Source organism: Moorena sp. SIO3I8, from assembly GCF_010692325.1.
Lineage (GTDB): Bacteria > Cyanobacteriota > Cyanobacteriia > Cyanobacteriales > Coleofasciculaceae > Moorena.
Genome location: NZ_JAAHHW010000053.1, coordinates 1 through 21,188 on the forward strand (window position 1 = coordinate 1; position 21,188 = coordinate 21,188).

The window sequence follows — 21,188 nt, forward strand, 5'->3', positions numbered from 1 at the left end:
TTAGGACTTACCCTATCAGGGGGTTCCCCCCCCCATCAAGAAGTTCACTATACCACTTATTCTCTACTAATAGTGTGAATACATTGTGAATGCAGAAAATATACAAGAATTCCTAGGAAGTCATTTATGCACAGAAGGAGATCATAATGACGATTATTGAAGAATTAGCCAAGGGCTATATGACAGCTCCAGCCTATGAAGCTCCTCTATCGTTACTTAGAGAGTTTCGTCAATTTGTGATTGACTTAGCAAAGGTAGAATTGCAAGGCGTCAATTTTGAGTATGTTGACTACCAACCCTACTTTCGAGGACCAGATCTATGTCTGAATGACATCAAAGCTGACTTTGAACAAGGAAATGTTAAAATCAGCGCCCAATATAATGAATCAGATCTACTAGGTAAGGACGTCAACTTAATTTACCGATGTATTCATGAAAGGCATCACGTTAAACTAGATGTGGACTTTGGCTGGGAAGGCGAGTGCGCCATTGCTGCTCACATTATGTCCTTTACAGACAACCTGTTTTTTAAGCAACTTCTCTTTAGTGAGGGGTTAGGGCAAGTGGCTGTGCGCCTCCATACAGGAGAATTTCCTGATTATCAAAAAGTAGTGCTTTTTGATGAAGAGGTTATACATTGTATGGAGAAGACAATGAAAAATGTCAGAAATATCCGATGCCAGAACCATTGATCGAACTGAAGGGAGTGAGCAAATCGTTTGGAAGCAATGTCATTTTGAATCAGTTGGATCTGAAAATTTATCAGGGTGATGCCCTAGTCATTATTGGTCCTTCTGGAACCGGCAAATCAACAATTCTTCGGATTATTGCTGGCTTACTACCTGCTGATGTCGGTGAAGTTTATGTTAAAGGGCAACGGCGCTCCGGTTTAATAGAAGATGCTCAAGACCGCATTGGCATTGGTATGGTATTTCAGCAGGCAGCTTTGTTTGACTCGCTGACGGTGGAAGAGAATGTGGGTTTCTTGCTTTACCAGCACTCTAAACTACCACATCATCGAATTAGGAAATTGGTTAATCAAAGTCTGGAGATGGTAGGGTTATCTGGTGTTGGAGACCGCTACCCAGCTGAGTTATCAGGAGGTATGCGCAAACGAGTCAGTTTTGCCCGTGCTATAATTTCTAATCCTGATAATCCCAGGGACAACCCAGAGGTGTTACTCTACGACGAACCAACCGCTGGACTTGACCCGATCGCCTCAACAGTGATTGAAGATTTAGTGCGCCAGATACAACGGGAAGAAAACGCTTGTAGTACTTACCTAATGGTTACCCATCAGGAGAGTACAATTCGCCGCACCGCTGACCGGGTTGTTTTCCTCTACAAAGGCAAAGTACAGTGGTCCGGCAGCGTTGGGGAGATAGATACCACAGATAATCCTCTAGTGCAGCAATTCTTTAGTGCCAGTACCACTGGTCCAATTCAAGTAGTAGGTTGACTCTAGGTCAGGAGACTGTATTGATTAATTTGGTTAGGTTCATTGGCTCTAGGTTGAATGGCTCTAGGCTAAGCGGCTCTAATTACTAGTCAATCACCAGGACCTGTGTTAGCCATTCGGGCTGATCTCGATGCCCTGCAGATTCAAGCAACAAAATGATCAGGTGCGACCCGTGGCGAATTTAATTCTTAATGGTAAGAGCGCACCTATGCCTTATCAGTCACAGCATGATGGTCGAATGTATCCTTGCGGTCATGATCGACATACTCCGATCTGCCACAACAGGAGTTTGACAAAGTTGCTGCCAACTTGCTAGACTAAACGTAGTCATAACGACTACGCATAATAGCCGCTTTCCTTAGATAATTGGTAGCTTTCACGACAAAAAATCACAACTTGAGGTGCGACCCGTGGCGAATTTAATTCTTAATGGTAAGAGCGCACCTAACCTACTGAAACACTAAGCACTCAGCTTGGTTGACGGTTGACAGTCAACCAGACTCAGCACTCAGCACTCAGAAATCAGTACTCAGCAATCAGCAATCAGCACTATAGTTAAACAGAGGTTAGTGAGATGGTGAACATTGTTGGAATTAGTGGTAGTTTACGTCCTGAATCCTATAGCTATCATGCTCTAGAGCATGCCATAGACCGAGTGAAAGCTCATGGTATATCCACTGAAATCCTTGACTTGCGTCAGATGCAATTACCATTTTGCACTGGTGATAGTGACTATGCAGACTATCCAGATGTCACCCGATTACAGGAAACCGTGAAGCAAGCTGATGGCTTAATTCTGGCAACACCGGAATATCACGGTAGTGTCAGTGGTGTACTTAAAAATGCCCTAGATTTGATGAGTTTTGAACATCTCGAAGGCAAAGTTACCGGTTTGATTAGTGTATTGGGGGGTCAGTCTAATAGTAACGCTCTCAATGACCTACGGATAATTATGCGCTGGGTACATAGTTGGGTCATTCCAGAGCAAATTGCCATTGGTCAGGCTTGGAAAGCCTTTGGTGAAGATGGCAAGCTTTTGGATAAAAAACTCTCCGAGCGCTTCGATAAATTTGCTGAAAGTTTGGTAGCAAATACTCAGAAGTTAAGGTAAGCTCAAATCCGCTTAGGGACTTGGGTGTAAAAAAAATACCAATTAAATTAGGGTGGGCAAACTATAGCAATTCTCATTTTGAGGTGCGACCCGTGGCGAATTTAATTCGCCGTTCGCGTAGCGCTCCTACGGAGAACGGAAAGCGCACCTATTGGGTTTTAGGGAGCAGGGACTGAGGCCGTAGGCCACGCGGGGCGCGTTCGGAGCTGGGAGTAGCGCTGCATGGCTTCGTCCCTTGAATTTGGAAATTTGGAAATACCATTACACCCATTGCTATAAAAAAAACTGGCTGTGTTGTGAAGGGTGTTACCCCTCACAGCACAGCCAAGCTGATCATCAATTACGGCACAGGATGGCTGATTTGTGCGATCTGTTAGGTATGTCTTTATTAAAAAGCAATTTACCATGGCTGTGTTGCCAGTTTGGCAGTAAATTAGATTTCCACTGCACTTACTCGAACACAAGTATCTATAAGTGTACCTAATTAGGAGTTATCTTAGGTACTGAGTCACCTGATAAGCAAATTAAATTATCCTTCTGAGTGTTGATGATTCCCCGTTGGCGAAGCTTTCCGATCAAGCGAGTGACAGTCACGCGGGTGGAGCCAATGGCACTACCGATTTGTGCATGAGTTAAGGGAAATGGTAAGCAGTAACCTTCCTGACACGGTTCCCCGAACTCTTCAACCAATAGTATGAGGAATCCCAAGAGCCGATCAATGGTTCGTCGCTGTCCTAAGGTACTCAGCCACAGTAGTTTGCGTTGATGCTGAAGCCTAAATGCATCTAAGATCTCCCGTCGGAAGTGTGGCCAGTTGTCTAAGTCATCCCAGTACATCCATACCACAGCAGTTTGCTCAACGTGGGAGTAAGCCTGAAGTGTGAAGGGTGAAAGGGCAACAATTTCAAAAGGCTGACCCGCACCAATGAATCCTAAAAATGCTTCTTCCATATTCTGATGGGAGCATTGAGATCCAGAAAAATTGGGGCTAGCGCTGACTTGAGAAGTACCCACCAAACGGATTGCCCCCCGCTCTACCAAATACAACAACCCAGGACGGGTAGGAATCCGCTCATCTTTGCTAAACGTCCTATAACGGTAGTGTTCCTGTCCCCAATCTAAGATCCTTTGCCAAGTTACAAAGGGTCGGGATGCCTCTAATGGGTCGGATGGTGAATACATAAGCTCCGAGCCTGATGGATACACAAGTTTATCTAGATCTTACATGGACTCCAAAGTAACAAAAAATACCTTGATGAGTAGCTCATGGCGCGTAAATTTGTCAGGTAATTCTGCTGCCCTGAGTACCCGATTACAACAACAGATATCGAGAGCAATGGTATATTCTGGTATTCCCCAGTTGATATTGGAAACGATTCCTTTAGAACGCTGCTCAGATAATACTGGTGTAGCATATCGCTCAGCGATCGCTCTCAAGCTTTCTCGCGCCATGCAGCAAAGTCCTCTAGCCATTGCTGATCAGTTAACTGTATCTTTGCCAACCATAACTCAAGATGGTGGGAAACAAAACTTGATCGAATTCGAGGTTGAAGTAGCTCCTCCAGGCTGGATTAATTTTTGGCTGACAGATCAGGGGTTAGCAACTTGGTTACAAGATTGGATTCAACCTTCAACAGATACGCTGATTAGCTTTCGGCCTCAACAAGGTCAAAAAAATCTCTTGCCCTACTTAGAACTTAACACTCAGCACTCAGGACTCTTCTGGCAAGATACTTCCAAGATCTTTAGAGTTCAGTATGCCCATGCTCGTTGCTGCTCACTCCTGCACTTGGCTCATCGCCAGGGCCTAATCCAGATTCAGAGTATGGACTTGAAAACCTCTAGGGGACTGATAGTTGTGCCATATCCAATTCCCTGGTTAAAAGACGACCTAGGAACAGGGACAAATCAGCCGCTTATACAGTTGCTCCATCCAGCAGAAAGACTTTTGATTGGTCAACTTATTGACTTGACAGACTACTTGAGTGGAACCGAATCAAAGAATTGGCTAAAGTTGGCAAGTTCTGTGAGTAATGCGTTTGAGCAGTTCTACCGTAGATGTCGCATTTGGGGGGAGGTGAAACACCAGACCCCTAGGCTGGCTCAAGCAAGGTTAGGATTAGTGGGAGTAACTCAAGTAGTTTTGCGATCGCTTCTAGAAGACCAACTGGGTGTCCCTGCACCAGGTGAACTTTGACCGAAAAAAAAATTTTGCCAAAGGGGTTGACAAATCCAGAAAGCTTTCGGTATATTTACGGATGTGTGAGGAGCGAACCAGTCAGGGAACCGAGACGAAACACGGCCAGTCGTCGGTTCCCTTTCTGATTTAATTACCTGATTTAATTGTCTGATTTAATTAGCGCAGGCAGATCCCGCCGTTAGTGAAGCTGGCTTTATAAGCAAACGGGGGCTCTTTGACCTAAGCAAATAATTGACCTAAGCAAATAGCCAGGGCTGGGATGGGTGAGGCTGAGATTGGGGAGAAGCCCACTCTTACCAGACACAGAAGTTTCAGAGTATTTCACATAAAAAAAATTAGGATAGGGAGATGTGGGTGGTTTCAGGTCACTGGCTTGACTGGTAACCAAAATTTATTTTGTGTGTTTTTATTATATTTTATTTGTTATTGCTCCTTTGTAATCAGCCGAAAGTCTCGCGGCAGCAGAAATGACACGTGACCAATGACTAATCACCAATGACTAAGACTAATGACTAAAATCAGGAATAGCTAAAGAACTGTTACAGTTCTTGACAAAGTAGCCAGACAGGTATGAACTCGATGATAGCATTCCCTTGAATGCCTTATTATAGACACGAGAAAAAAACTATGGCAGAAGAACTGACGGGACAAACTCCCATATTTGGTGGTAGCACTGGCGGATTGCTGACCAAAGCTGAAGTTGAAGAAAAATACGCTATCACCTGGACAAGCTCAAAAGAGCAAGTGTTTGAAATGCCTACTGGTGGCGCTGCCATCATGAATGAAGGGGAAAACTTGCTCTACTTAGCTCGTAAGGAACAGTGTCTGGCATTGGGAACCCAACTGCGGACGAAATTTAAGCCCAAAATCGAAGACTATAAAATTTACCGGGTTTATCCCAATGGTGAAATCCAGTTTCTGCATCCTGCAGATGGGGTATTCCCAGAGAAAGTCAACGAAGGGCGTCCCTATGCAGGGAAAATAGACCGCAATATTGGCAGCAACCCAGAACCTGTAACTATCAAGTTCAGTGGGAAGGCACCTCACGAGGTTTAGTTCATCAGTGATAAGGTAAAGGTGAAAAAGTTGAACGTTGTGACCAACAGTTTCAGCGGTTTGCCGAATTTTTAACCTTGAGCTGAGAAAGACCATGATTTTCCCAGATTTTTCCCAATTTTCAACCGTAGCTCAACAAGGTAATTTTGTACCGGTAACCCAGGAGTGGGTGGCGGATTTAGAAACGCCAGTTTCTGCCTGGTATAAGGTCTGTGCTGGTCAACCCTACAGCTTCTTGTTGGAATCGGTAGAAGGTGGGGAAAATCTGGGACGTTACAGTTTACTAGGTTGTGACCCCCTGTGGGTATTGGAAACTAGGGGAAATCGCACGACTCAGACCAACCGGGATGGCTCAGTAACAGTATTTGAGGGAGACCCCTTTGAAACCTTAGCGAATTGTCTGAAATCCTATCAACCTGTAAAGTTACCCCAATTGCCGCCAGGAATTGGCGGTTTGTTCGGTTTTTGGGGTTATGAGTTAATTAGTTTTTGTGAATCCCGTGTGCCAATTTATCCCCTAGAGTCCAATGACTTGCCCGATGGATTGTGGATGCAAGTGGACAACCTGATTATTTTTGATCAGGTCAAGCGTAAGATTTGGGTGATCGCTTATGCTGATCTACGACATGCCCAAGGAGATTTAGAGGCAGCCTATCAAAAAGCATGCGATCGCGTTCGTACTCTGGTCAACAAACTACAAGGGCAGCTCTTAGGTAAGGACACAGTACTCCCATGGACACCTCCAGATAGTGCTACTCAAGAACTGTCTTATATCAGCAATACAGACAAATCCCAGTTCTGCGCTAATGTCGAAAAAGCGAAAGACTATATCCGAGCTGGGGATATCTTTCAGGTGGTATTGTCCCAGCGCCTCTCGACAGAATACAAGGGTGACCCTTTTGCCCTTTACCGTTCCCTAAGGCTGATTAATCCCTCCCCCTACATGGCGTATTTTAACTTTGGGGACTGGCAAATCATTGGATCTAGCCCAGAGGTAATGGTAAAGGCAACAGCTTCCCGAGAGGAAAAAATCCAGGCAACGTTACGACCAATTGCTGGAACTCGACGTCGGGGTCAAACTCCTATTGAAGACGAAGCTCTAGCTCAGGAGTTACTCGAAGATCCAAAGGAAATTGCTGAACACATTATGTTGGTTGACCTGGGTCGGAATGACCTGGGTCGTGTGTGCAAGAGTGGTACAGTCAGAGTTGATCAACTGATGCTCATTGAGCGCTACTCCCACGTTATGCATATTGTTAGCAACGTAGTAGGGGAGCTGGATGCTAGTAAAACAGCTTGGGATTTACTGAAAGCTTGTTTCCCTGCGGGGACAGTGAGTGGAGCCCCCAAAATTCGGGCAATGGAAATCATTCAGGAACTGGAACCAGAACGTCGCGGGCCTTACTCGGGTGTCTATGGCTGGTACGATTTTGAAGGTCAGCTCAATAGTGCGATCGCAATCCGGACTATGGTAGTTCGCCCATGTGGTTCTGGTAAACATACCGTGTCAGTGCAAGCTGGTGCTGGCTTGGTAGCAGATTCTGACCCAGAAAAAGAATATCAAGAAACCCTCAATAAAGCTAGAGGCTTACTAGAGGCTATCCGCTGTTTAGACTTTGAGTAGTAAGCTATCAGCTAGGCGCGCCCCTAACCACTAACCGCTAACTATTCCTTGACAGGGTTAACTACAATCATGCTAGCTTCTTGCCGTCGGATAGCTACTTCTGTGGTGGAACCAACTCGAATGTGTAACGGTCCCCCAAACCAGGCTGAGCGCAACACTTGTACCTGTCTATCAGGAATAATGCCAATTGCTTCTAGTCGATTAGCGAGACCTTCGACCTGCAAACCGATCTGAACTTTCTCGATAATGGCAAGCTTTCCAGGTTTTAATTCCGCTAAAGTCAAGTCGCTTCGCTCCAATTCAAAATTAAAAATTATTAATTCAAAATGACAATCAGTGGGGGCTTGTACCCAGAATTAAAAAATTGCCAAATTTATGATTTTCTTTATTTTGAAGTTTGAATTTTGAATTTTGAATTACCACTAGGGGTCATTTAGTTAATTATTAATTTGCAGGCTAAGGTATTGTATCTTTTTTTGTGCTTCAAACAAAATAAAGCCTTTTTGGAGCATCAATTATTATTAAAGGAACATCCCTCTTTTCTTGAAATCGACGTCTTTGGTGGAGTGCCAACAAGAGAATAGGTGATTTAACTAAGTGTCAGTCACCTTACTCTCTTGCTTAGCTATCGGCTTTCGCCTCCGCTGCGCGATCAGAAACTCTTGTCTCCAGTCAGAGTTAAGAAGACCATACTCCACTAGCAATCTTTTGCAGTGGCGCTAGATGAGGTGTCTGGCATAGGAAATAGGCGAAAAATGCCCCGCCACAAGCACCAAGCAAGAAACCACTGGCAAATTCACTCCAGCCTTCTTTAGTTCCTAAGTCTTCTGGTGGATTGGGTGTTGTCAATGTTGCCTTAGGTTTGCCGGAGCCAGCCGCTCCATAAATAGATAAAGCAACTGTCAGAAGAGCCACTAAGCCAACTGTTGCCAGTAAACCAGCTGTGCTGGCATAGTCTGTCCCACGTAACGGACCTAGTAAGGCAAACGGTCCATACAGAAAGTAGCCATGAGCCATACCAACTTCTAGACCCCGGCGATTGGCTGAGAGCCCTTTACGGTAGGCTGGCAAGTTGTTGATGAAAGCTTTTGTGAAAGCAGAGGAATTAATTGGGGTGGCTAGATTACCCACTTGGGGATCTCCACCATGGTTAATTACATCCATCGTCATTGTAAATTTATCTCCTATCAAATCGGATAAACCCCTTGAGTAGTAATACTTTAGGGGGGAGAAAAGGAACTGAAAGAATCAGCACGAGTAATCGTCGCTGAGAAGTGCATCCTCTCGTAACGAATTATACGAGATATTGTTCTTTTTCCTAACCTTCTTAGTCAATGGCAAAAATTTTCGCCTTAGTTCTTTACGGTAAAATCACCTTTGCCAAACTATTGTAATCACCTAAAACCAACGGTTTTGATGACTAACCCCCTTTTAGCTTATTAGGTTTTTGTAACAAAAAGTAATTAATTTTTGTAAAGTTTATTGGGCAATTTTTGTTAAAAATCTTAATAATTATCGGACTGGCATAAACTTTCCAGTAATCTGAGCCATTGAAGAAACTGGGTCGGTGGTATAAAGGCGGGTTGGGATCACCCCTCTCATGCTATGAGGTGAAACGGGAAGTTAACCCAAATTGACTGGACTTGTGTGGTTTTGTCTAGGTCAACGACAGGTGTTGATGTCAATAGAGGAATGGCAGACTGATTAGAATTGACTCCATCAAAGACTCAGCAAGGGCAGAAGCAATCATCAGGTTTTTGCCACAGGTTGTCTCGGAAATTCCGAGGTAGATCAAGGTATTTCATAGTCGTGAACCATGATAGGATTAACTTGTCGAAAAAATCGATAAGCACCTACACAGAATTAATTCCCTACTCCAAATTTATGTAACCCTTACCCTGCAAGGCTTTGAGTTTTGGAAAATGTGCAATTAATTTTGTTTACCTGCTTAGCTTCCTCCGCTGGGCATGCCCCACAACGAACATGCGCAGCATGAGTGTGGGATGAATCGCGGAGCATTAACTCGCTATAAACAGCCTGAAAAACGTTATACTAAAAATAGTAGGGAAAACAAATTAAGAGCTAACCGCCACCTACGTGCTTAAAAATAGAACTTATTGTATTGTTCCGGCGCGGAGGGGCATCCCGTGTCGTTAATAAAGCTTACCGAGTATCCTAAGCGATGGCTGGAGTTGGTAAGAAGCCCACACTGTAATCTTCGGCGAAGCCGACGCTACGCGAACGATAAGCGTGTGGGAGTATGTCACTAATCTACCCCTCTAGTAAGCGGGTATCTGCCTTGTTCCAGTTATCTGGATAGCAGTGGTGGCTCTTCACACGTAGAGCAAATCCCTGGCTCGGCAGTGTAAGACCGAAACTTACTTCGGTAAGTAGAGGCTTACTTCCGATCAAACTGGCAACCAACACCATACCTGATTGGGTTGGTGTGGTGAAAGGTTAAACTTGTTACTGTATTAATTGGCAAATAGGAAAATAAGATATGACAGGCGCATACGCAGCTTCTTTCTTACCAACGATGCTAGTCCCCTTCATAGGCTTAGTTATGCCTACTGTAGTTTTGGGACTTTTGTTTATCCACATTGAAAGCGACGCTGACTAAACTAGCTAGAAGTCCTGCAGGATACCAGCCCCCTTTGTTCAAGGGAGTATGGGTGAGAGTGGGACTCAATCATGGGGGTTGACTCCCGAGAAAGGGTCATCAATCCCCACATCCCTAGGGTTTTGGGCTATGCTTTTCGATTAGAGTAAAGTTAAGGCTTAGAGGGCTTTACAGTCTTATTAGCAGGTTTGGGCTTAGGAGTTCGCCGATAACTCTTAAACTGACTAATCCCAGCACTGGCAGATTTAACCACATTACTATCTGGATCCCTTAATGCCCTTTCAAGCAAGGGTATAACTTTTTCAGATTTAATATTACTCAGGGCTTCAACAGCAGACTGTCGCACGGATGGTTGGGGATCTTGAATCAATTTGCCAATCAGCGGTATGGCCTGTTGAATTTCGGCTCTGAGTCCTTGAGCAGCAGCAATTTTCCCCAAGGCTGATGCAATTGAGCCACGAATAAGGCTTTCAGGATGATTGATGTACTTACTTAACTGGGGAATATCCCTGGCTTGACCATAATTTCCCAAAGCAGTTATGGTTTCACCTAAGTCGAGATCACTTTGGCTGGGCTGAGCAGTAATACTTGGGGTTTCTGTCAGCACTGGTTGCTCTGGCTGACTGGGCTCAGGCAACATTTCGTCCTTGACCACGGGTTGAGGCTCGTCTTGGTTTGTTTCTGCCTCTTCTAATAATTCGACTAATTCATTACCAGTTTGCGCGGAAGTTTCCTCTGTTTCATCTAGGTTCTTAACCTCGTCTGGTATTGGAGATTGATGCGCTTGTTCTAATTCAGCAATTTTTTGATGGGCTAACTCTAAATCAGCCTGATATTTTGCTTCCAAAGATTGCAGCTCTTGGCGAAAATTAGACTCAAGTTCTTCCTTTAACTCATGGGTAGCTTGTGTCAATTGTTCTTGATATCTTGCTTCCGAGGATTGGACACTTTCCAGAAGACTAGCATCAAGTTGTTGCTTCAGCTCATTAGTGGTTTGGGTTAACTGAGCCTGATAGTTTTCCTGTAAAGGTTGGGCAGCAGCAGCAGCGCTAGACTCTCCCTGCTGTTTGACTTCCTCAATTTTCTGATTTAATTGCTCTCGATAACTTTCTTGCAGAGCTTGAGAATTTTGTTCTATCCTAGTCTCATACTTATTTTGAAAAACTTCTAATTTTCTGTCGGTTTGTTCGGATAGAAAATCCAGTTTATTTTGCAGTATAAAAAATACGATTGCCCCAACAACGGCTGCTGCAAGTATAGCTACAAGAATTGGTATCATGAGGGCTCCTCTTGGGGTTGATATTTAGTTGATTTTATCTGAAAGTGTGCCTGAAAACAGGGTTGTTGGGCAATAGCTTAAGGCGTCTGAAATCTTAAAAATTTGTAGAAATGGCCTGAACAGGGCAAGTGGGTATACACTGCTCACAGACAATGCAACGCGATCGCTTAAACTTCAATCTGAATGTCTCTAGCTCAAGACTAAGGGCTTGAGTGGGACAAACCCCAGTACATAAGCCACAATCGACACAACTATCCTCATCAATCAAAATCTCGCGACTTAGCAGGGAAACATCAATGTTTTGCGATCGCATCCACTCAATCGCAGCATCCAACTCATCAATGTCGCCAGATAACTCTAGCACAAGTTTGCCGATTTGATTGGGAGCGACTTGGGCCCGGATGATATTAGCAGCCACATTGAAATCCTTTGCCAGTCGGTAAGCCACCGGCATCTGAATCGCCCGTCGGGGAAAGGTCAGAGTTACCCGTTTTTTCATGGTGATTTGTGAAACTTTATCAGTAGACCAGTAAAAATTAACGTAACATTCCCACTCCTTGATAGTTAACAGTCAACAGTCAGCCGTCAACCGTCAACAAAAAACCTTTTAATCTGATCTACTTCTAAGTTGCTCAGCAGTTACGCCCCAAACCCTGCTATTGCCAGATTTATAACGAGAAACCGGGTTTTAAGGCTGTTGGTGCCTAAGTGCTCTTGTTGTAAAATGTAAACAATTATAAAGTTATAGCAAGAAAGTTGTAGCAAGATGGCTATTAATTCACCAGACTCAACTACACCATCCTCCTCCCCTTCAGTACCCACTAGTGGCAGCCGGATCAGAAACTTTTTAATTGCCCTAGTAGCGATCGCACTGGGTGTTGCCCTATTCTTGGGATTAAAAACTGAGACTAGTCTCGGTTCCTTGGAAGCCCAAGCTGAAGCATCTACCCCTCTAGAGATTGCTCTGAGCAATGGTAAGCCAACCTTGATGGAGTTTTATGCCAACTGGTGTACCAGTTGTCAAGCCATGGCAAAGGATTTGGGTCAACTGAAACAGCAGTATAAAACCAAAGTCAATTTTGTCATGCTGAATGTGGATAACAGCAAGTGGTTACCAGAATTGGTCAAGTATAGAGTAGATGGTATTCCTCATTTTGTATATTTTGATGAAGCCAGCACAGTGATCGCCCAAACTATTGGAGAACAACCCCGTCAAGTACTCGAAGCTAACTTAGATGCCATAGTAACCCATGTGCCTTTACCTTATAGCCAAGCTAGTGGTACGGTTTCGGATATTGACGATTCCCTGTCAGTTACAATCACTACTCAAGATGATCCTCGTAGCCATGGCAGTCAGGTAAAAGGCACAAGGTAAAAGGCACAAGGTATAAGGAAGCTTGCATAAAATTTATTAAGATTTTTGTAGCTTTATTTTCCCCTTTGCCCTTTGGCTTTCGCCCTTGAAGCTAATTTTCCGCTACAGTAAAGATTACCTGCTGACTAATAATCTGCCCCAGTTGCTAGAGGGTTGGTTGCTGATTGATTTGCCAAAATGTCTAGAAAATCCCTGTCAAGCTACCCACAGCCTTTACCCTCAGCCACCAAACCCCTTGACCTAGGTAAACGAAAGTCGATCAGACCGAGGGGAACTTTTAGACGACGCCTAAAATACATATATTGGCGCTTGGTTCGTATGCAAGGAAAACCAGAAGCGATCGCACGAGGTTTAGCATGTGGTGTGTTTGCTGGGTTCTTTCCCCTGTTTGGTCTCCAGTTATTTATAGGGATTTTGCTGGCGGTACTCTTGCGAGGGAACAAAATAGCTGCTACTGCTGGAACTTGGATTAGTAATCCCTTGACTTATGTGCCAATTTTTGCATTCAACTTTCACGTGGGTGAATGGCTACTTAACCGGGATGACTTGGCTAATGTGAGTTTGCAATCTTGGCAGGGATTTACAGAATTGGGGTCAGACATTGTCCTAACCTTATTTGTTGGTTGTTTGGCCGTTGGATTGGTTTGTGCTGTGGTTAGTTATTGGTTGAGTGTGAAGCTGATCTATCGATTGCGGACTTCTCGTGCCTTGAAGTGTCAGAAAAAGCGATCTTCCTTTGGAACGGCTTCCCGAACGCACCGCAGTGAACACTATAGTGCTAACTCCTGAGTCCTCAGTAAGACTTCACACTTCATACTTCACACTTCATCCTTGATAACAGCCATGGCAATCAAATCCTCAATTTTTTTAATAGTTGTATCCCCTGCTAAGTAACCAATACCTCGATGAAGGTGCAGGCGAAACTGATTTCCTAGAGTTTCTTGATCTAAACTTAAGCCATCGTTATGGCAGCGTTGTTTGAGAGCAATCAGGAGCAGATCAGCCATATCTCCTGCCATCACACTCCAAGTCAGTTCAAGGTTACTATCGGCAGGTATGGGAACCGGGGAGGGCATTGTCGGTTCAGCGAGGGAACGGCAGATTGCCCAGCGGCAAAGGACATTCCACTGAGGGATTTTGGTTTGACGTTTGAGTTTAATCAGTTGGTCTTTGGCAGTTTGGGAAAGTGTGATCTGGTTGATTGGGGGTTGCATGAAGAAATTAATGAACTCAGGTTTACTGTTTATGAAAAACTACTTTAGTATTTGCCCAAAGTCGTGATAGTTTGGCAACTTGAATTGATTTATAACTATAGCAATCTTAAGGTCAGGATTTAGATATAAGTACTCAGCAGTCAGTAGAACTTTTGAGGACAAATTGGCGTCTTTGATAGCAAATACTGATAGGATTAACTTCCATGTACATTCGTAAAACTGTCTTCGCCATTGCCCTATTGATTAGCCCGTTATTGATTACTGCTTGCGGCTATAATGATACAAAAGAGTTAGTAGAAGAAGCACAGTTACTGTCAAAACCTCTTACCATCCGGCTAGTACCAAATACAGACCAACCAATTACTGCTGGGGAAACTGTCCCATTCTCTTTTAAACCTGTTGGCGAGCCTGTCGAGATCTTAGAGCCGATTCCCTTGATAATGAATATCTACCTACCAGATGGTAGCCAACAACAACTCATGGTCGATTTGCAAAGTCCAGTTGTCTATTACCCTTGTGATCCTATACCAGGGGAAGACGATTCTTGTAACTATCCGAGGGTGGGTTTGGATCCTACGGCGGATCCTAGTCAGCCCTATCAACCAGGCCCTAGCATTACCTTGGAGCAAGAAGGAGAATACAGGATTACGTTAGACCCTGTCCCAGAAGCACTCCAAGAAAAATTACATGGACAGTCAACAACATTTCTGGTCATGCCGTGACTTGTTCTGAGTAGAAGTAACCCGATTCCACGGTTGTCCGATGTTTAGTTGGGTCATAATTTAGGAGATACTGTTGTGCGATCGCATCAGCTTCTCGTAATTGTTTAGCTTCGACCTTACCAATTTCCGTATCTGTAGACAGCAGAATCACCTGATGGGAGGCAGCGGGGAAGTAGCGTTCCACTAGGTTGCTGCGATGGGACGAGTCCAATCGTCCGAGGGGGGTATCAATCGCTACCGGTAGATTACGTCCAGAAACACGGGCGAGTCCCCACAATAATGCGATCGCTAATAATTGCTTTTCCCCAGCCGATAGACGATGTTTCGGTACAAGTTTTCCTTGTAGGTCGTACAGGGATAGGCTGAAGCTGTTGGTGTCGATGGCAACTCGATGGACTAGGTCAGATTTATGAAGGAGATAAAGAAAGCATTCGGTTACCTCATGTTCTAATTTATTCAGTTTTCTCAGAGTTAACTGTTCCCGGAAAACCTTAAGGCTCTGTTGGACTAATGCAGATGCTGCAAGCATATGCTGATCATTTTTGCGGTCAATGGTTTCTTCACCATACCTGGCTAAGTCTTTTTTGCTTTGTGCGATCGCATATCCTAATTTATCACAGCGGCGTTTAGCGATTTCGTAAGCTGCTTGAGCTTGAGCCAATTCCGTTTGTGCCTGTTTTAGTGCATCTTCGAGTTCTTGATAGGATTCCGGAGGAGCAGCTGTTGCTAGTTGTCGTTTAGTAGCATTAATATCTGCTTCCAGATTTTTGCGCTTAGCTAATTGCTCTTCAGCTAATTGCTTTTGAGTTGGTTGGTAGTAAGTCAGGAGATTAGTTAGGGAATGAAACATTTCTTCCTCAGCTCCTAACCAAGGGTCTTTAACCTCCCCAGCCTCTTGCTCTATTTGTTGATTTTCTTTTCCCAAGAACGCTTTAATTTTATCAAATTTTTTAGCAGGCAACTTGAGGGCAGTCAATAAATCTACCAGACGTTGATCACGCTGTTGTAAAATATCTCTAGCTAGTTTAGCCTGTGATGCCCGCGATTCTTTTTCTGCTTGAGCTTGAGCTTGGGTGAGTAGGGGTTCAATTAACGATAGAGGCAAAATACCAGCTGCTAATTCCCTCATCTGTTCACGAATTTGTTCAACTTTAGTATTGTAGTGATGGAGTTGACTCTCTAGTTGGTTCCGTTGGGCTGCTATTTTACCACCATCACAGACAAATTTATCAAAAGCTTGTTGCTGTTTTTCCCTGGTTTGTTCTAGCTGTTCTTGAATACTACATAACTCTTGTTTAGCTAGCTCATAGTCTGATTGTTGAGAGGAAAGCTTTTTTTCGATATCTTCCAAATTAGCAAGTTGCTGTTGATTCGCCATAGATTTGCGTTTGCGCGTCACTAAAATATCAAGGTCAATGGCTAAGCGGTCAGCAAGTTCTAGACCAAGTAAGGATCGAATCGCTTCCACAACAACCGGGGGTGGTGCTTCTACTTCTGCTAGTTCTTTAACCTGTTCCCCATCAAAAAGAAATAAGTTTGATATTCCTAAGGGCAACAGATTTTCAATGTACTCGTCCCAAGTATTGGTTAGGGCAGAATCCAGCCAGTCTCCCTCTAAAATGCCTAAGTTATCCTTACCATCTTTCGGTTTTTTTGTCCAAGTGCGTACAATCCGATACTCCATGGGCTGGTCGTTCTCGATATGTTCAAAAACTAATTCCACTCGGGTGTTGTCAATAGGTAAGGCATTGCGATTGACTGACTGAGTTAGAAAGTCGCTATAACTCAAATTGCCACGGGTGGAACATTGAGCGCGGTGTCCATATAAAGCCAGACGAATCGCATCCATCATAGTGGTTTTACCACCACCATTCATACCACCGACTAGAATAATAGGTCGAGAGTTATCATCCCTTTTTGGACAGAGATTGATCACCTGACGCCCGAGATAGGGGCCAAAGTTTTCTAGGACAAGTTCAAGGAAAATCACAGGATTTATCAAGTATGAATTTTCTAGGGAACAGGGAACAGGGAACAGGGAATCGGGAATCGGGAATCGGGAATCGGGAATCGGGAATCGGGAATCGGGAACAGGGAAAAGAGAAAAAAGTATGTGTACCTCATAACTATGATAAACGCTATAGTTGGTGTTAATCGTTTACCGTTAAATCTCAACGATTAACTCTAAATAATTAACGCTAAAAAGATGAACCGGGCAGCTTTATAAATTCATCCTCTTCTGGAGTATTAACCCGACCAAGGATTTTATTGCGATGGGGAAAGCGACCAAAACGTTCAATCACTTCTAGATGACGATAGGCATAATTAATTGTACTGGCACTATCGGGATCATCTTTAAGAGTCGAGAATAATTCAACACAGTAGCGCTGATGTTCGATATTTTCGCTATGCTCAAATGGTAAGTAGATAAACCAGCGCTGGACTGGTAAGAGTTCTTTGTCAAAGCCTCGATCAACAGCATACTGGGCAGTAGACAAGGCTTTGGAATCAGTAGCAAAAGCTTGGGGTTGACCCCGAAACATATTGCGAGGAAACTGATCGAATAGGATAATTAGCGCTAGGCAGCTATAGGGTGATGTTTGCCAATTATCTAACTCCCCAGTCACGGCTTGTTGATAGATGTCGAGGAAACGCGATCGCATTTCTTGGTCAAAATCTGGGTTCTTAGTAAACCAGACTTTGCGGGATTTGCCATATTCGGGTTCGTCCGGCTTACCAAACCAGAAATTTAATATCTCATTAAATCTATCCAAAGCCTGTATCATAAGTTACTCCAGTTTTAAGGATTACGAATTTTGGACTGGAAATTTTAAATTTGCCCAAGCCAGCTGCTTGACAGTGTCAACATCCCCTTCATCAGCAGCTGTTTTTAAATCTCGTTTCAAGTGAGCATTAGCGATCGCATCTTCTTTAGACCGAGAACTAGTATCAAAGCACCGCTCCAAAGCCTCATAGATACCAATACGACGAGACCTAGTCACATACTGGCGTTCTGTGTCTAGCAGTTTTGCCATTAGTTCGAGATGCATAGCATCATTGTCACAGATTTCTTCTAAGACCTGCCACTCATCAACACCAAGCAGATGGTTTTCAGCGCCAGGACGGATGTCTTTGAAAGGTTCACCAGTAACTTCCTCATAGATGCGGGGCAAACTGTCGTCAAATTCGTGTTTTTCTTCTAGCCAGATGCGACGAATCTCACTAAGTTCCTCTTGACTAATCAAGGTGATGTCCCCCATATTGTCTGGACAATTCTGACGAATTTCAGTTTCAACAGTAAGCAATCGCCTCAGCCAATACTCCCGTGCTTCTTTGGTATAAGGACCAGGAATTGGCTCAACAGAGATTTGTCCATCTAAATTCCGTTCATACAGTTGGACATTACCATTGCTACGTCTAAAATCTCGTCGCTCACGGTTTTCTCCAGGCTCCAACTCCTTTCGCAAATCCAGTAGAGGTTCCAGCCATTCCTTCTCTTCGTCATTATCAATCATTGCTGTCAGGGATTTATCCTGACTCACCAGTGTACAAACCCAGCAACCAAAACGAGAGCTACCACAACTAGGAGTAGACGTATCCACAACTAATGGACATTCGTTATCAGCACTAGCCCCTCGATACATAGCAAATAAATCTTTATTGCTGTATTCCCAGGGGTTTTGCCATTGCATGAGATACAGCCAAACCTCATCATTTTGCCAATCTTCAATGGGGCTATAAACCAACGAGTTGGGTAAATTCATATTAGGAGTTAGACGATCACGTACTCGTTTAGCTTCCATTTTTTTCATCCGTCTTGCCCGTTGTTGGCTTTCAGCTTTGCGAGTGCCTAAAACAACAATAGCCTCTCCACTAGATCGGATAACATTCCGAATAAAACGGTTAGAGGGTTTAATTTTCAAACGTTCAGTACACCAGCGAAATTTCCCCCGTGGGGCTGGGTAACCTTTGCCAATTAAACTTACCCAGTAGGTTTCTTTAACCTCCGGTTGTAAGAGATGGGGTTCAAAGGGCAATCCTTGAGCTTCAGCTGCCAACTTAATCTGTTTTAGGGAATTGCGAACCCAAGCTGAAACAATCGGATTCTCTACTAAGGTGTCTGTAGTGATGACATAGATAGTCTTAGTTCGCTGTTCTGGTGGCAGAGCTGCGATCGCATTCCATACCAGCTGTAGAGTGGCGGTGCTATCCTTGCCACCACTATACCCTATAACCCAGGGAATTGCGTCTAAGCAGTACAACTGTTGAATTTCGGTGGTCAGAGCAGTAATCTCTTCCACCAGCTCAGCCACAGTGCGATTTTTTGGCTTATTTTCTGAGAGTTTTACCTGATTCATCAGTCTTCACGGCAGTGGGGAAACCCCCTCTGGGAAAGAGCGGGGTGCTTACTCTCTGCTAAGACAAGGCTTGGCAGATTGGTCCTTTTTTCGAGCTTATCCCAAGTTTTGAATAAAATTTCTTGACAGTGGATCTAACGTTTTTCTTCCTAAATTGGTATGATTAATAGTTTTACTCTATCGAACCTCGAGTATAGGGAAATCAGCTAATTTGATTGTTAAAAACTTGTGCTAGTCTTAAAAATATTTATCGTAAGCATATGCGCTACGCGCACGCTACGCGAACAGCGGTCAGCGGTCAGCCGTCAGCTAAAGGCTCATGCTACGGGAACAGCTTATTTTATTCAAAAGCACCGATTGCGCTACGGGCATGCTGCGCGAACAGTAGCGTGGCACAGGCTTTGGCTTTTGGCCACGCTGTGCGAACGACGCTGTGAGGTAGCGCATTAGCTGAATGCTGAATGCTGAATGCTGAATGCTGAATGCTGAATGCTGAATGCTGAATGCTTACTATTTATCGATAGCTTCTACAACGCAGCATTATGGGTTTAAAACTATGGTGATCAAAACTGAAAATCATCCCAATGACCTCGCCAAGCAAATACTTGAACAAGAAAGCCGAGATCGACAAGCGCTGGCGTTATTGCTCGATAGACATCTGGCTAGAAACGATCAAATCTTGGTGCAGAAAACTCACATGGGCACTACAGAGGCATTTATTGGCTCAGTCACTCTGGAATGGTTAGCGATTCGCGTCCGCTACGCCTCCCAACTACCGCTATTTCAACAAAAGTTTGATCAACAAACAAACAATATCGTCAGAGATGCCGATACCATCGAAGCGCTTCAGCAGCGTCCCCTTGATTGGTCACGTCAAGCTGCTCTGGCTCAATATCTAGCAGCCCGCAAAACTCACAAGTTTCCCCCAGTCTTGGTAGTGCTTAGCTCTGGGTGGGTAGATAATGCCCAAGCTGCTCAGTGGGATAAGAATCAACGCGCTCGGCAGTCGGCAGCTGAGTTCACCAGTTTAGATAAAGATCGCACAGTCGGACTGCTTGATGTTTCAGACCATGTTTCAATTTTTGCCTTAGACGGTCAGCATCGACTGATGGGAATCCAAGCTCTGATGGAATTGATTAAAATTGGTACGCTCCAGAAATATAGCAAAGGCAAAAAGCCAATCGGCTCCCTGATTACAGTTGATGACTTGATTGAGGAGTATCACATCTCGCCAGGTTATCTCCAAAGTCTAGCCACAGAAAAAATTGGTATTGAGTTTATTCCTGCTGTCGTTCAGGGAGAAACCCGTGAAGAAGCACGGCGACGCATCCGATCGATTTTTGCTCACGTTAACCTGATGGCAGTAAGGTTGAGCAAAGGACAATTAGCGTTGCTCAATGAAGACGATGGCTTCTCAATCGTTGCTAGAAAAATTGCCATGACTCATCCTCTGCTGAGGGAGATGGAAAATCGTAATCCTCGGGTTAATTGGGATAGCGCTACAGTTTCAGCTAAGTCAACAGTCTTGACTACCCTACAAGCTCTCAAACATATATCTGAGCTGTATTTGGGCTACCAATTCTTTCACTGGAAACCCTGTGAGAAAGGTCTAATTCCCATGCGTCCTGAAGATGAAGAGCTAGAGATGGGAACTAAAACATTGACAGAGCTTTTCGACTATCTCGCTAGTTTACCCAGCTATCAAAAACTCGAACATGGAAAAGAAACACCCCAGCTGCGTCGGTTTAACCATGAAAGGGGTGGAGGAGAAGGAAACATGCTATTCCGTCCAGTAGGACAAATCGCCCTCGTTCAAGCTTTGGGTATCCTAGTATGTAACAAGGATTTCTCCCTCAAAAGCATCTTCGAGAAACTTCAAAAATACGATGGTTCGGGTGGCTTTAGTCAGATAGATCACCCACAATCCCCTTGGTACGGGATTTTGTATGACCCAAATCGAAAGCGAGTGCTAGTTTCTGGACGAGAGTTAGCCTCCAAAGTGATGTTATATCTTTTGGGTGGTGTTACAGAGCGTATGGAACGTGCTCAACTGCGCATCGCTGTGGCTAATGCCAGGAGTGTTGGCAAAGATCAAGGGATCAGCTTTGAGGGTAAATTTGTGAAACTGAAGGAGGTAGGATTACCACCTCAATTGTAACAGAATTAGTGA

The 21,188-nt window shown here is 44.1% G+C and carries 21 protein-coding genes; 12 read left to right on the forward strand and 9 right to left on the reverse strand.

Annotated elements, in window-relative coordinates; translation table 11 throughout:
• Positions 1–146 precede the first annotated feature (146 nt).
• From F6K51_RS19860 to F6K51_RS19870, 3 genes are all read left to right on the forward strand, one after another.
• Positions 147–692, forward strand: a complete 546-nt coding sequence (locus tag F6K51_RS19860) for a hypothetical protein (RefSeq protein WP_293023265.1) — start codon at positions 147–149, stop codon at positions 690–692.
• Positions 677–1,459, forward strand: a complete 783-nt coding sequence (locus F6K51_RS19865; protein ID WP_293023267.1) for an ABC transporter ATP-binding protein — start codon at positions 677–679, stop codon at positions 1,457–1,459. Before F6K51_RS19860 ends, F6K51_RS19865 begins: the two co-directional genes overlap by 16 nt.
• A gap of 574 nt (positions 1,460–2,033) precedes the next feature.
• Positions 2,034–2,570, forward strand: coding sequence for an NADPH-dependent FMN reductase (locus tag F6K51_RS19870; protein ID WP_293023269.1), 537 nt, complete (start codon positions 2,034–2,036; stop codon positions 2,568–2,570).
• Positions 2,571–3,050: 480 nt separating this feature from the next.
• Here the strand turns inward: F6K51_RS19870 and F6K51_RS19875 are convergent, their stop codons facing one another.
• Complete coding sequence (locus F6K51_RS19875) at positions 3,051–3,752, reverse strand: Crp/Fnr family transcriptional regulator (protein ID WP_293023271.1); 702 nt, start codon at positions 3,750–3,752, stop codon at positions 3,051–3,053.
• A gap of 73 nt (positions 3,753–3,825) precedes the next feature.
• On the opposite strand from F6K51_RS19875, the gene F6K51_RS19880 reads away from it, so the two are divergent.
• The 3 genes from F6K51_RS19880 to trpE all read left to right on the forward strand — a co-directional run bounded on the left by F6K51_RS19880 (position 3,826) and on the right by trpE (position 7,450).
• On the forward strand, positions 3,826–4,767 hold the full coding sequence (locus F6K51_RS19880) for a DALR anticodon-binding domain-containing protein (RefSeq protein WP_293023273.1): 942 nt from the start codon (positions 3,826–3,828) through the stop codon (positions 4,765–4,767).
• 630 nt (positions 4,768–5,397) lie between these two features.
• The gene (locus F6K51_RS19885; protein ID WP_293023275.1) at positions 5,398–5,826 is read left to right on the forward strand and encodes a photosystem I reaction center subunit II PsaD; all 429 of its coding nucleotides are present in this window, start codon (positions 5,398–5,400) and stop codon (positions 5,824–5,826) included.
• Between the two features lie 94 nt (positions 5,827–5,920).
• Positions 5,921–7,450: an anthranilate synthase component I gene (gene trpE / locus F6K51_RS19890; protein WP_293023277.1), complete on the forward strand. Its 1,530-nt coding sequence runs from the start codon at positions 5,921–5,923 to the stop codon at positions 7,448–7,450.
• A gap of 41 nt (positions 7,451–7,491) precedes the next feature.
• Here trpE and F6K51_RS19895 read toward each other — a convergent pair whose 3' ends face one another.
• Positions 7,492–7,749 carry a FeoA family protein gene (locus F6K51_RS19895; RefSeq protein WP_293023279.1) on the reverse strand — a complete coding sequence of 86 codons (258 nt, stop codon included), beginning with the start codon at positions 7,747–7,749 and terminating at the stop codon, positions 7,492–7,494.
• Between the two features lie 379 nt (positions 7,750–8,128).
• A complete protein-coding gene (locus F6K51_RS19900) occupies positions 8,129–8,614 on the reverse strand; it encodes a photosystem I reaction center protein subunit XI (RefSeq protein WP_293023350.1) in 486 nt (161 codons plus the stop codon).
• 1,336 nt (positions 8,615–9,950) lie between these two features.
• Between F6K51_RS19900 and F6K51_RS19905 the strand changes: the two genes are divergently transcribed.
• A complete protein-coding gene (locus tag F6K51_RS19905) occupies positions 9,951–10,070 on the forward strand; it encodes a photosystem I reaction center subunit VIII (RefSeq protein ID WP_071986957.1) in 120 nt (39 codons plus the stop codon).
• A gap of 151 nt (positions 10,071–10,221) precedes the next feature.
• Here the strand turns inward: F6K51_RS19905 and F6K51_RS19910 are convergent, their stop codons facing one another.
• The gene (locus tag F6K51_RS19910) at positions 10,222–11,349 is read right to left on the reverse strand and encodes a HEAT repeat domain-containing protein (RefSeq protein WP_293023284.1); all 1,128 of its coding nucleotides are present in this window, start codon (positions 11,347–11,349) and stop codon (positions 10,222–10,224) included.
• A gap of 94 nt (positions 11,350–11,443) precedes the next feature.
• A complete protein-coding gene (locus tag F6K51_RS19915) occupies positions 11,444–11,848 on the reverse strand; it encodes an NIL domain-containing protein (protein WP_293023286.1) in 405 nt (134 codons plus the stop codon).
• Between the two features lie 267 nt (positions 11,849–12,115).
• Here F6K51_RS19915 and F6K51_RS19920 point away from each other — a divergent pair, with 267 nt between their 5' ends.
• Positions 12,116–12,724: a thioredoxin family protein gene (locus tag F6K51_RS19920; protein ID WP_293023288.1), complete on the forward strand. Its 609-nt coding sequence runs from the start codon at positions 12,116–12,118 to the stop codon at positions 12,722–12,724.
• A gap of 177 nt (positions 12,725–12,901) precedes the next feature.
• A complete protein-coding gene (locus F6K51_RS19925) occupies positions 12,902–13,513 on the forward strand; it encodes a DUF2062 domain-containing protein (RefSeq protein WP_293023290.1) in 612 nt (203 codons plus the stop codon).
• 29 nt (positions 13,514–13,542) lie between these two features.
• Here the strand turns inward: F6K51_RS19925 and dndE are convergent, their stop codons facing one another.
• Positions 13,543–13,938: a DNA sulfur modification protein DndE gene (gene dndE / locus F6K51_RS19930; RefSeq protein WP_293023292.1), complete on the reverse strand. Its 396-nt coding sequence runs from the start codon at positions 13,936–13,938 to the stop codon at positions 13,543–13,545.
• A gap of 203 nt (positions 13,939–14,141) precedes the next feature.
• Between dndE and F6K51_RS19935 the strand changes: the two genes are divergently transcribed.
• The gene (locus F6K51_RS19935) at positions 14,142–14,660 is read left to right on the forward strand and encodes a hypothetical protein (protein WP_293023294.1); all 519 of its coding nucleotides are present in this window, start codon (positions 14,142–14,144) and stop codon (positions 14,658–14,660) included.
• Here F6K51_RS19935 and dndD read toward each other — a convergent pair.
• The 3 genes from dndD to dndC form a co-directional block, all read right to left on the reverse strand.
• Positions 14,650–16,650 carry a DNA sulfur modification protein DndD gene (gene dndD, locus F6K51_RS19940; protein WP_293023296.1) on the reverse strand — a complete coding sequence of 667 codons (2,001 nt, stop codon included), beginning with the start codon at positions 16,648–16,650 and terminating at the stop codon, positions 14,650–14,652. The genes F6K51_RS19935 and dndD overlap by 11 nt on opposite strands.
• A 208-nt stretch (positions 16,651–16,858) precedes the next feature.
• Positions 16,859–17,446 (reverse strand): DUF924 family protein, encoded by a 588-nt coding sequence (locus F6K51_RS19945; RefSeq protein WP_293023298.1) that lies wholly within the window; start codon positions 17,444–17,446, stop codon positions 16,859–16,861.
• Between the two features lie 21 nt (positions 17,447–17,467).
• Complete coding sequence (gene dndC, locus F6K51_RS19950; RefSeq protein ID WP_293023300.1) at positions 17,468–19,018, reverse strand: DNA phosphorothioation system sulfurtransferase DndC; 1,551 nt, start codon at positions 19,016–19,018, stop codon at positions 17,468–17,470.
• Positions 19,019–19,246: 228 nt separating this feature from the next.
• Between dndC and F6K51_RS19955 the strand changes: the two genes are divergently transcribed.
• Positions 19,247–19,468, forward strand: a complete 222-nt coding sequence (locus tag F6K51_RS19955; RefSeq protein ID WP_293023302.1) for a hypothetical protein — start codon at positions 19,247–19,249, stop codon at positions 19,466–19,468.
• Positions 19,469–19,574: 106 nt separating this feature from the next.
• Complete coding sequence (locus tag F6K51_RS19960; RefSeq protein WP_293023304.1) at positions 19,575–21,176, forward strand: DGQHR domain-containing protein; 1,602 nt, start codon at positions 19,575–19,577, stop codon at positions 21,174–21,176.
• Positions 21,177–21,188 lie beyond the last annotated feature (12 nt).

What these genes read in the sequence shown, in the direction of transcription:
- F6K51_RS19860 (WP_293023265.1), top strand. Translation starts at nt 147, where the DNA reads ATGACGATTATTGAAGAATTAGCCAAGGGCTATATGACAGCTCCAGCC.
- F6K51_RS19865 (WP_293023267.1), top strand. Translation starts at nt 677, where the DNA reads ATGCCAGAACCATTGATCGAACTGAAGGGAGTGAGCAAATCGTTTGGA.
- F6K51_RS19870 (WP_293023269.1), top strand. Translation starts at nt 2,034, where the DNA reads ATGGTGAACATTGTTGGAATTAGTGGTAGTTTACGTCCTGAATCCTAT.
- F6K51_RS19875 (WP_293023271.1), bottom strand. Translation starts at nt 3,752, where the DNA reads ATGTATTCACCATCCGACCCATTAGAGGCATCCCGACCCTTTGTAACT.
- F6K51_RS19880 (WP_293023273.1), top strand. Translation starts at nt 3,826, where the DNA reads ATGAGTAGCTCATGGCGCGTAAATTTGTCAGGTAATTCTGCTGCCCTG.
- F6K51_RS19885 (WP_293023275.1), top strand. Translation starts at nt 5,398, where the DNA reads ATGGCAGAAGAACTGACGGGACAAACTCCCATATTTGGTGGTAGCACT.
- trpE (WP_293023277.1), top strand. Translation starts at nt 5,921, where the DNA reads ATGATTTTCCCAGATTTTTCCCAATTTTCAACCGTAGCTCAACAAGGT.
- F6K51_RS19900 (WP_293023350.1), bottom strand. Translation starts at nt 8,614, where the DNA reads ATGGATGTAATTAACCATGGTGGAGATCCCCAAGTGGGTAATCTAGCC.
- F6K51_RS19905 (WP_071986957.1), top strand. Translation starts at nt 9,951, where the DNA reads ATGACAGGCGCATACGCAGCTTCTTTCTTACCAACGATGCTAGTCCCC.
- F6K51_RS19910 (WP_293023284.1), bottom strand. Translation starts at nt 11,349, where the DNA reads ATGATACCAATTCTTGTAGCTATACTTGCAGCAGCCGTTGTTGGGGCA.
- F6K51_RS19915 (WP_293023286.1), bottom strand. Translation starts at nt 11,848, where the DNA reads ATGAAAAAACGGGTAACTCTGACCTTTCCCCGACGGGCGATTCAGATG.
- F6K51_RS19920 (WP_293023288.1), top strand. Translation starts at nt 12,116, where the DNA reads ATGGCTATTAATTCACCAGACTCAACTACACCATCCTCCTCCCCTTCA.
- F6K51_RS19925 (WP_293023290.1), top strand. Translation starts at nt 12,902, where the DNA reads ATGTCTAGAAAATCCCTGTCAAGCTACCCACAGCCTTTACCCTCAGCC.
- dndE (WP_293023292.1), bottom strand. Translation starts at nt 13,938, where the DNA reads ATGCAACCCCCAATCAACCAGATCACACTTTCCCAAACTGCCAAAGAC.
- F6K51_RS19935 (WP_293023294.1), top strand. Translation starts at nt 14,142, where the DNA reads ATGTACATTCGTAAAACTGTCTTCGCCATTGCCCTATTGATTAGCCCG.
- F6K51_RS19945 (WP_293023298.1), bottom strand. Translation starts at nt 17,446, where the DNA reads ATGATACAGGCTTTGGATAGATTTAATGAGATATTAAATTTCTGGTTT.
- dndC (WP_293023300.1), bottom strand. Translation starts at nt 19,018, where the DNA reads ATGAATCAGGTAAAACTCTCAGAAAATAAGCCAAAAAATCGCACTGTG.
- F6K51_RS19960 (WP_293023304.1), top strand. Translation starts at nt 19,575, where the DNA reads ATGGTGATCAAAACTGAAAATCATCCCAATGACCTCGCCAAGCAAATA.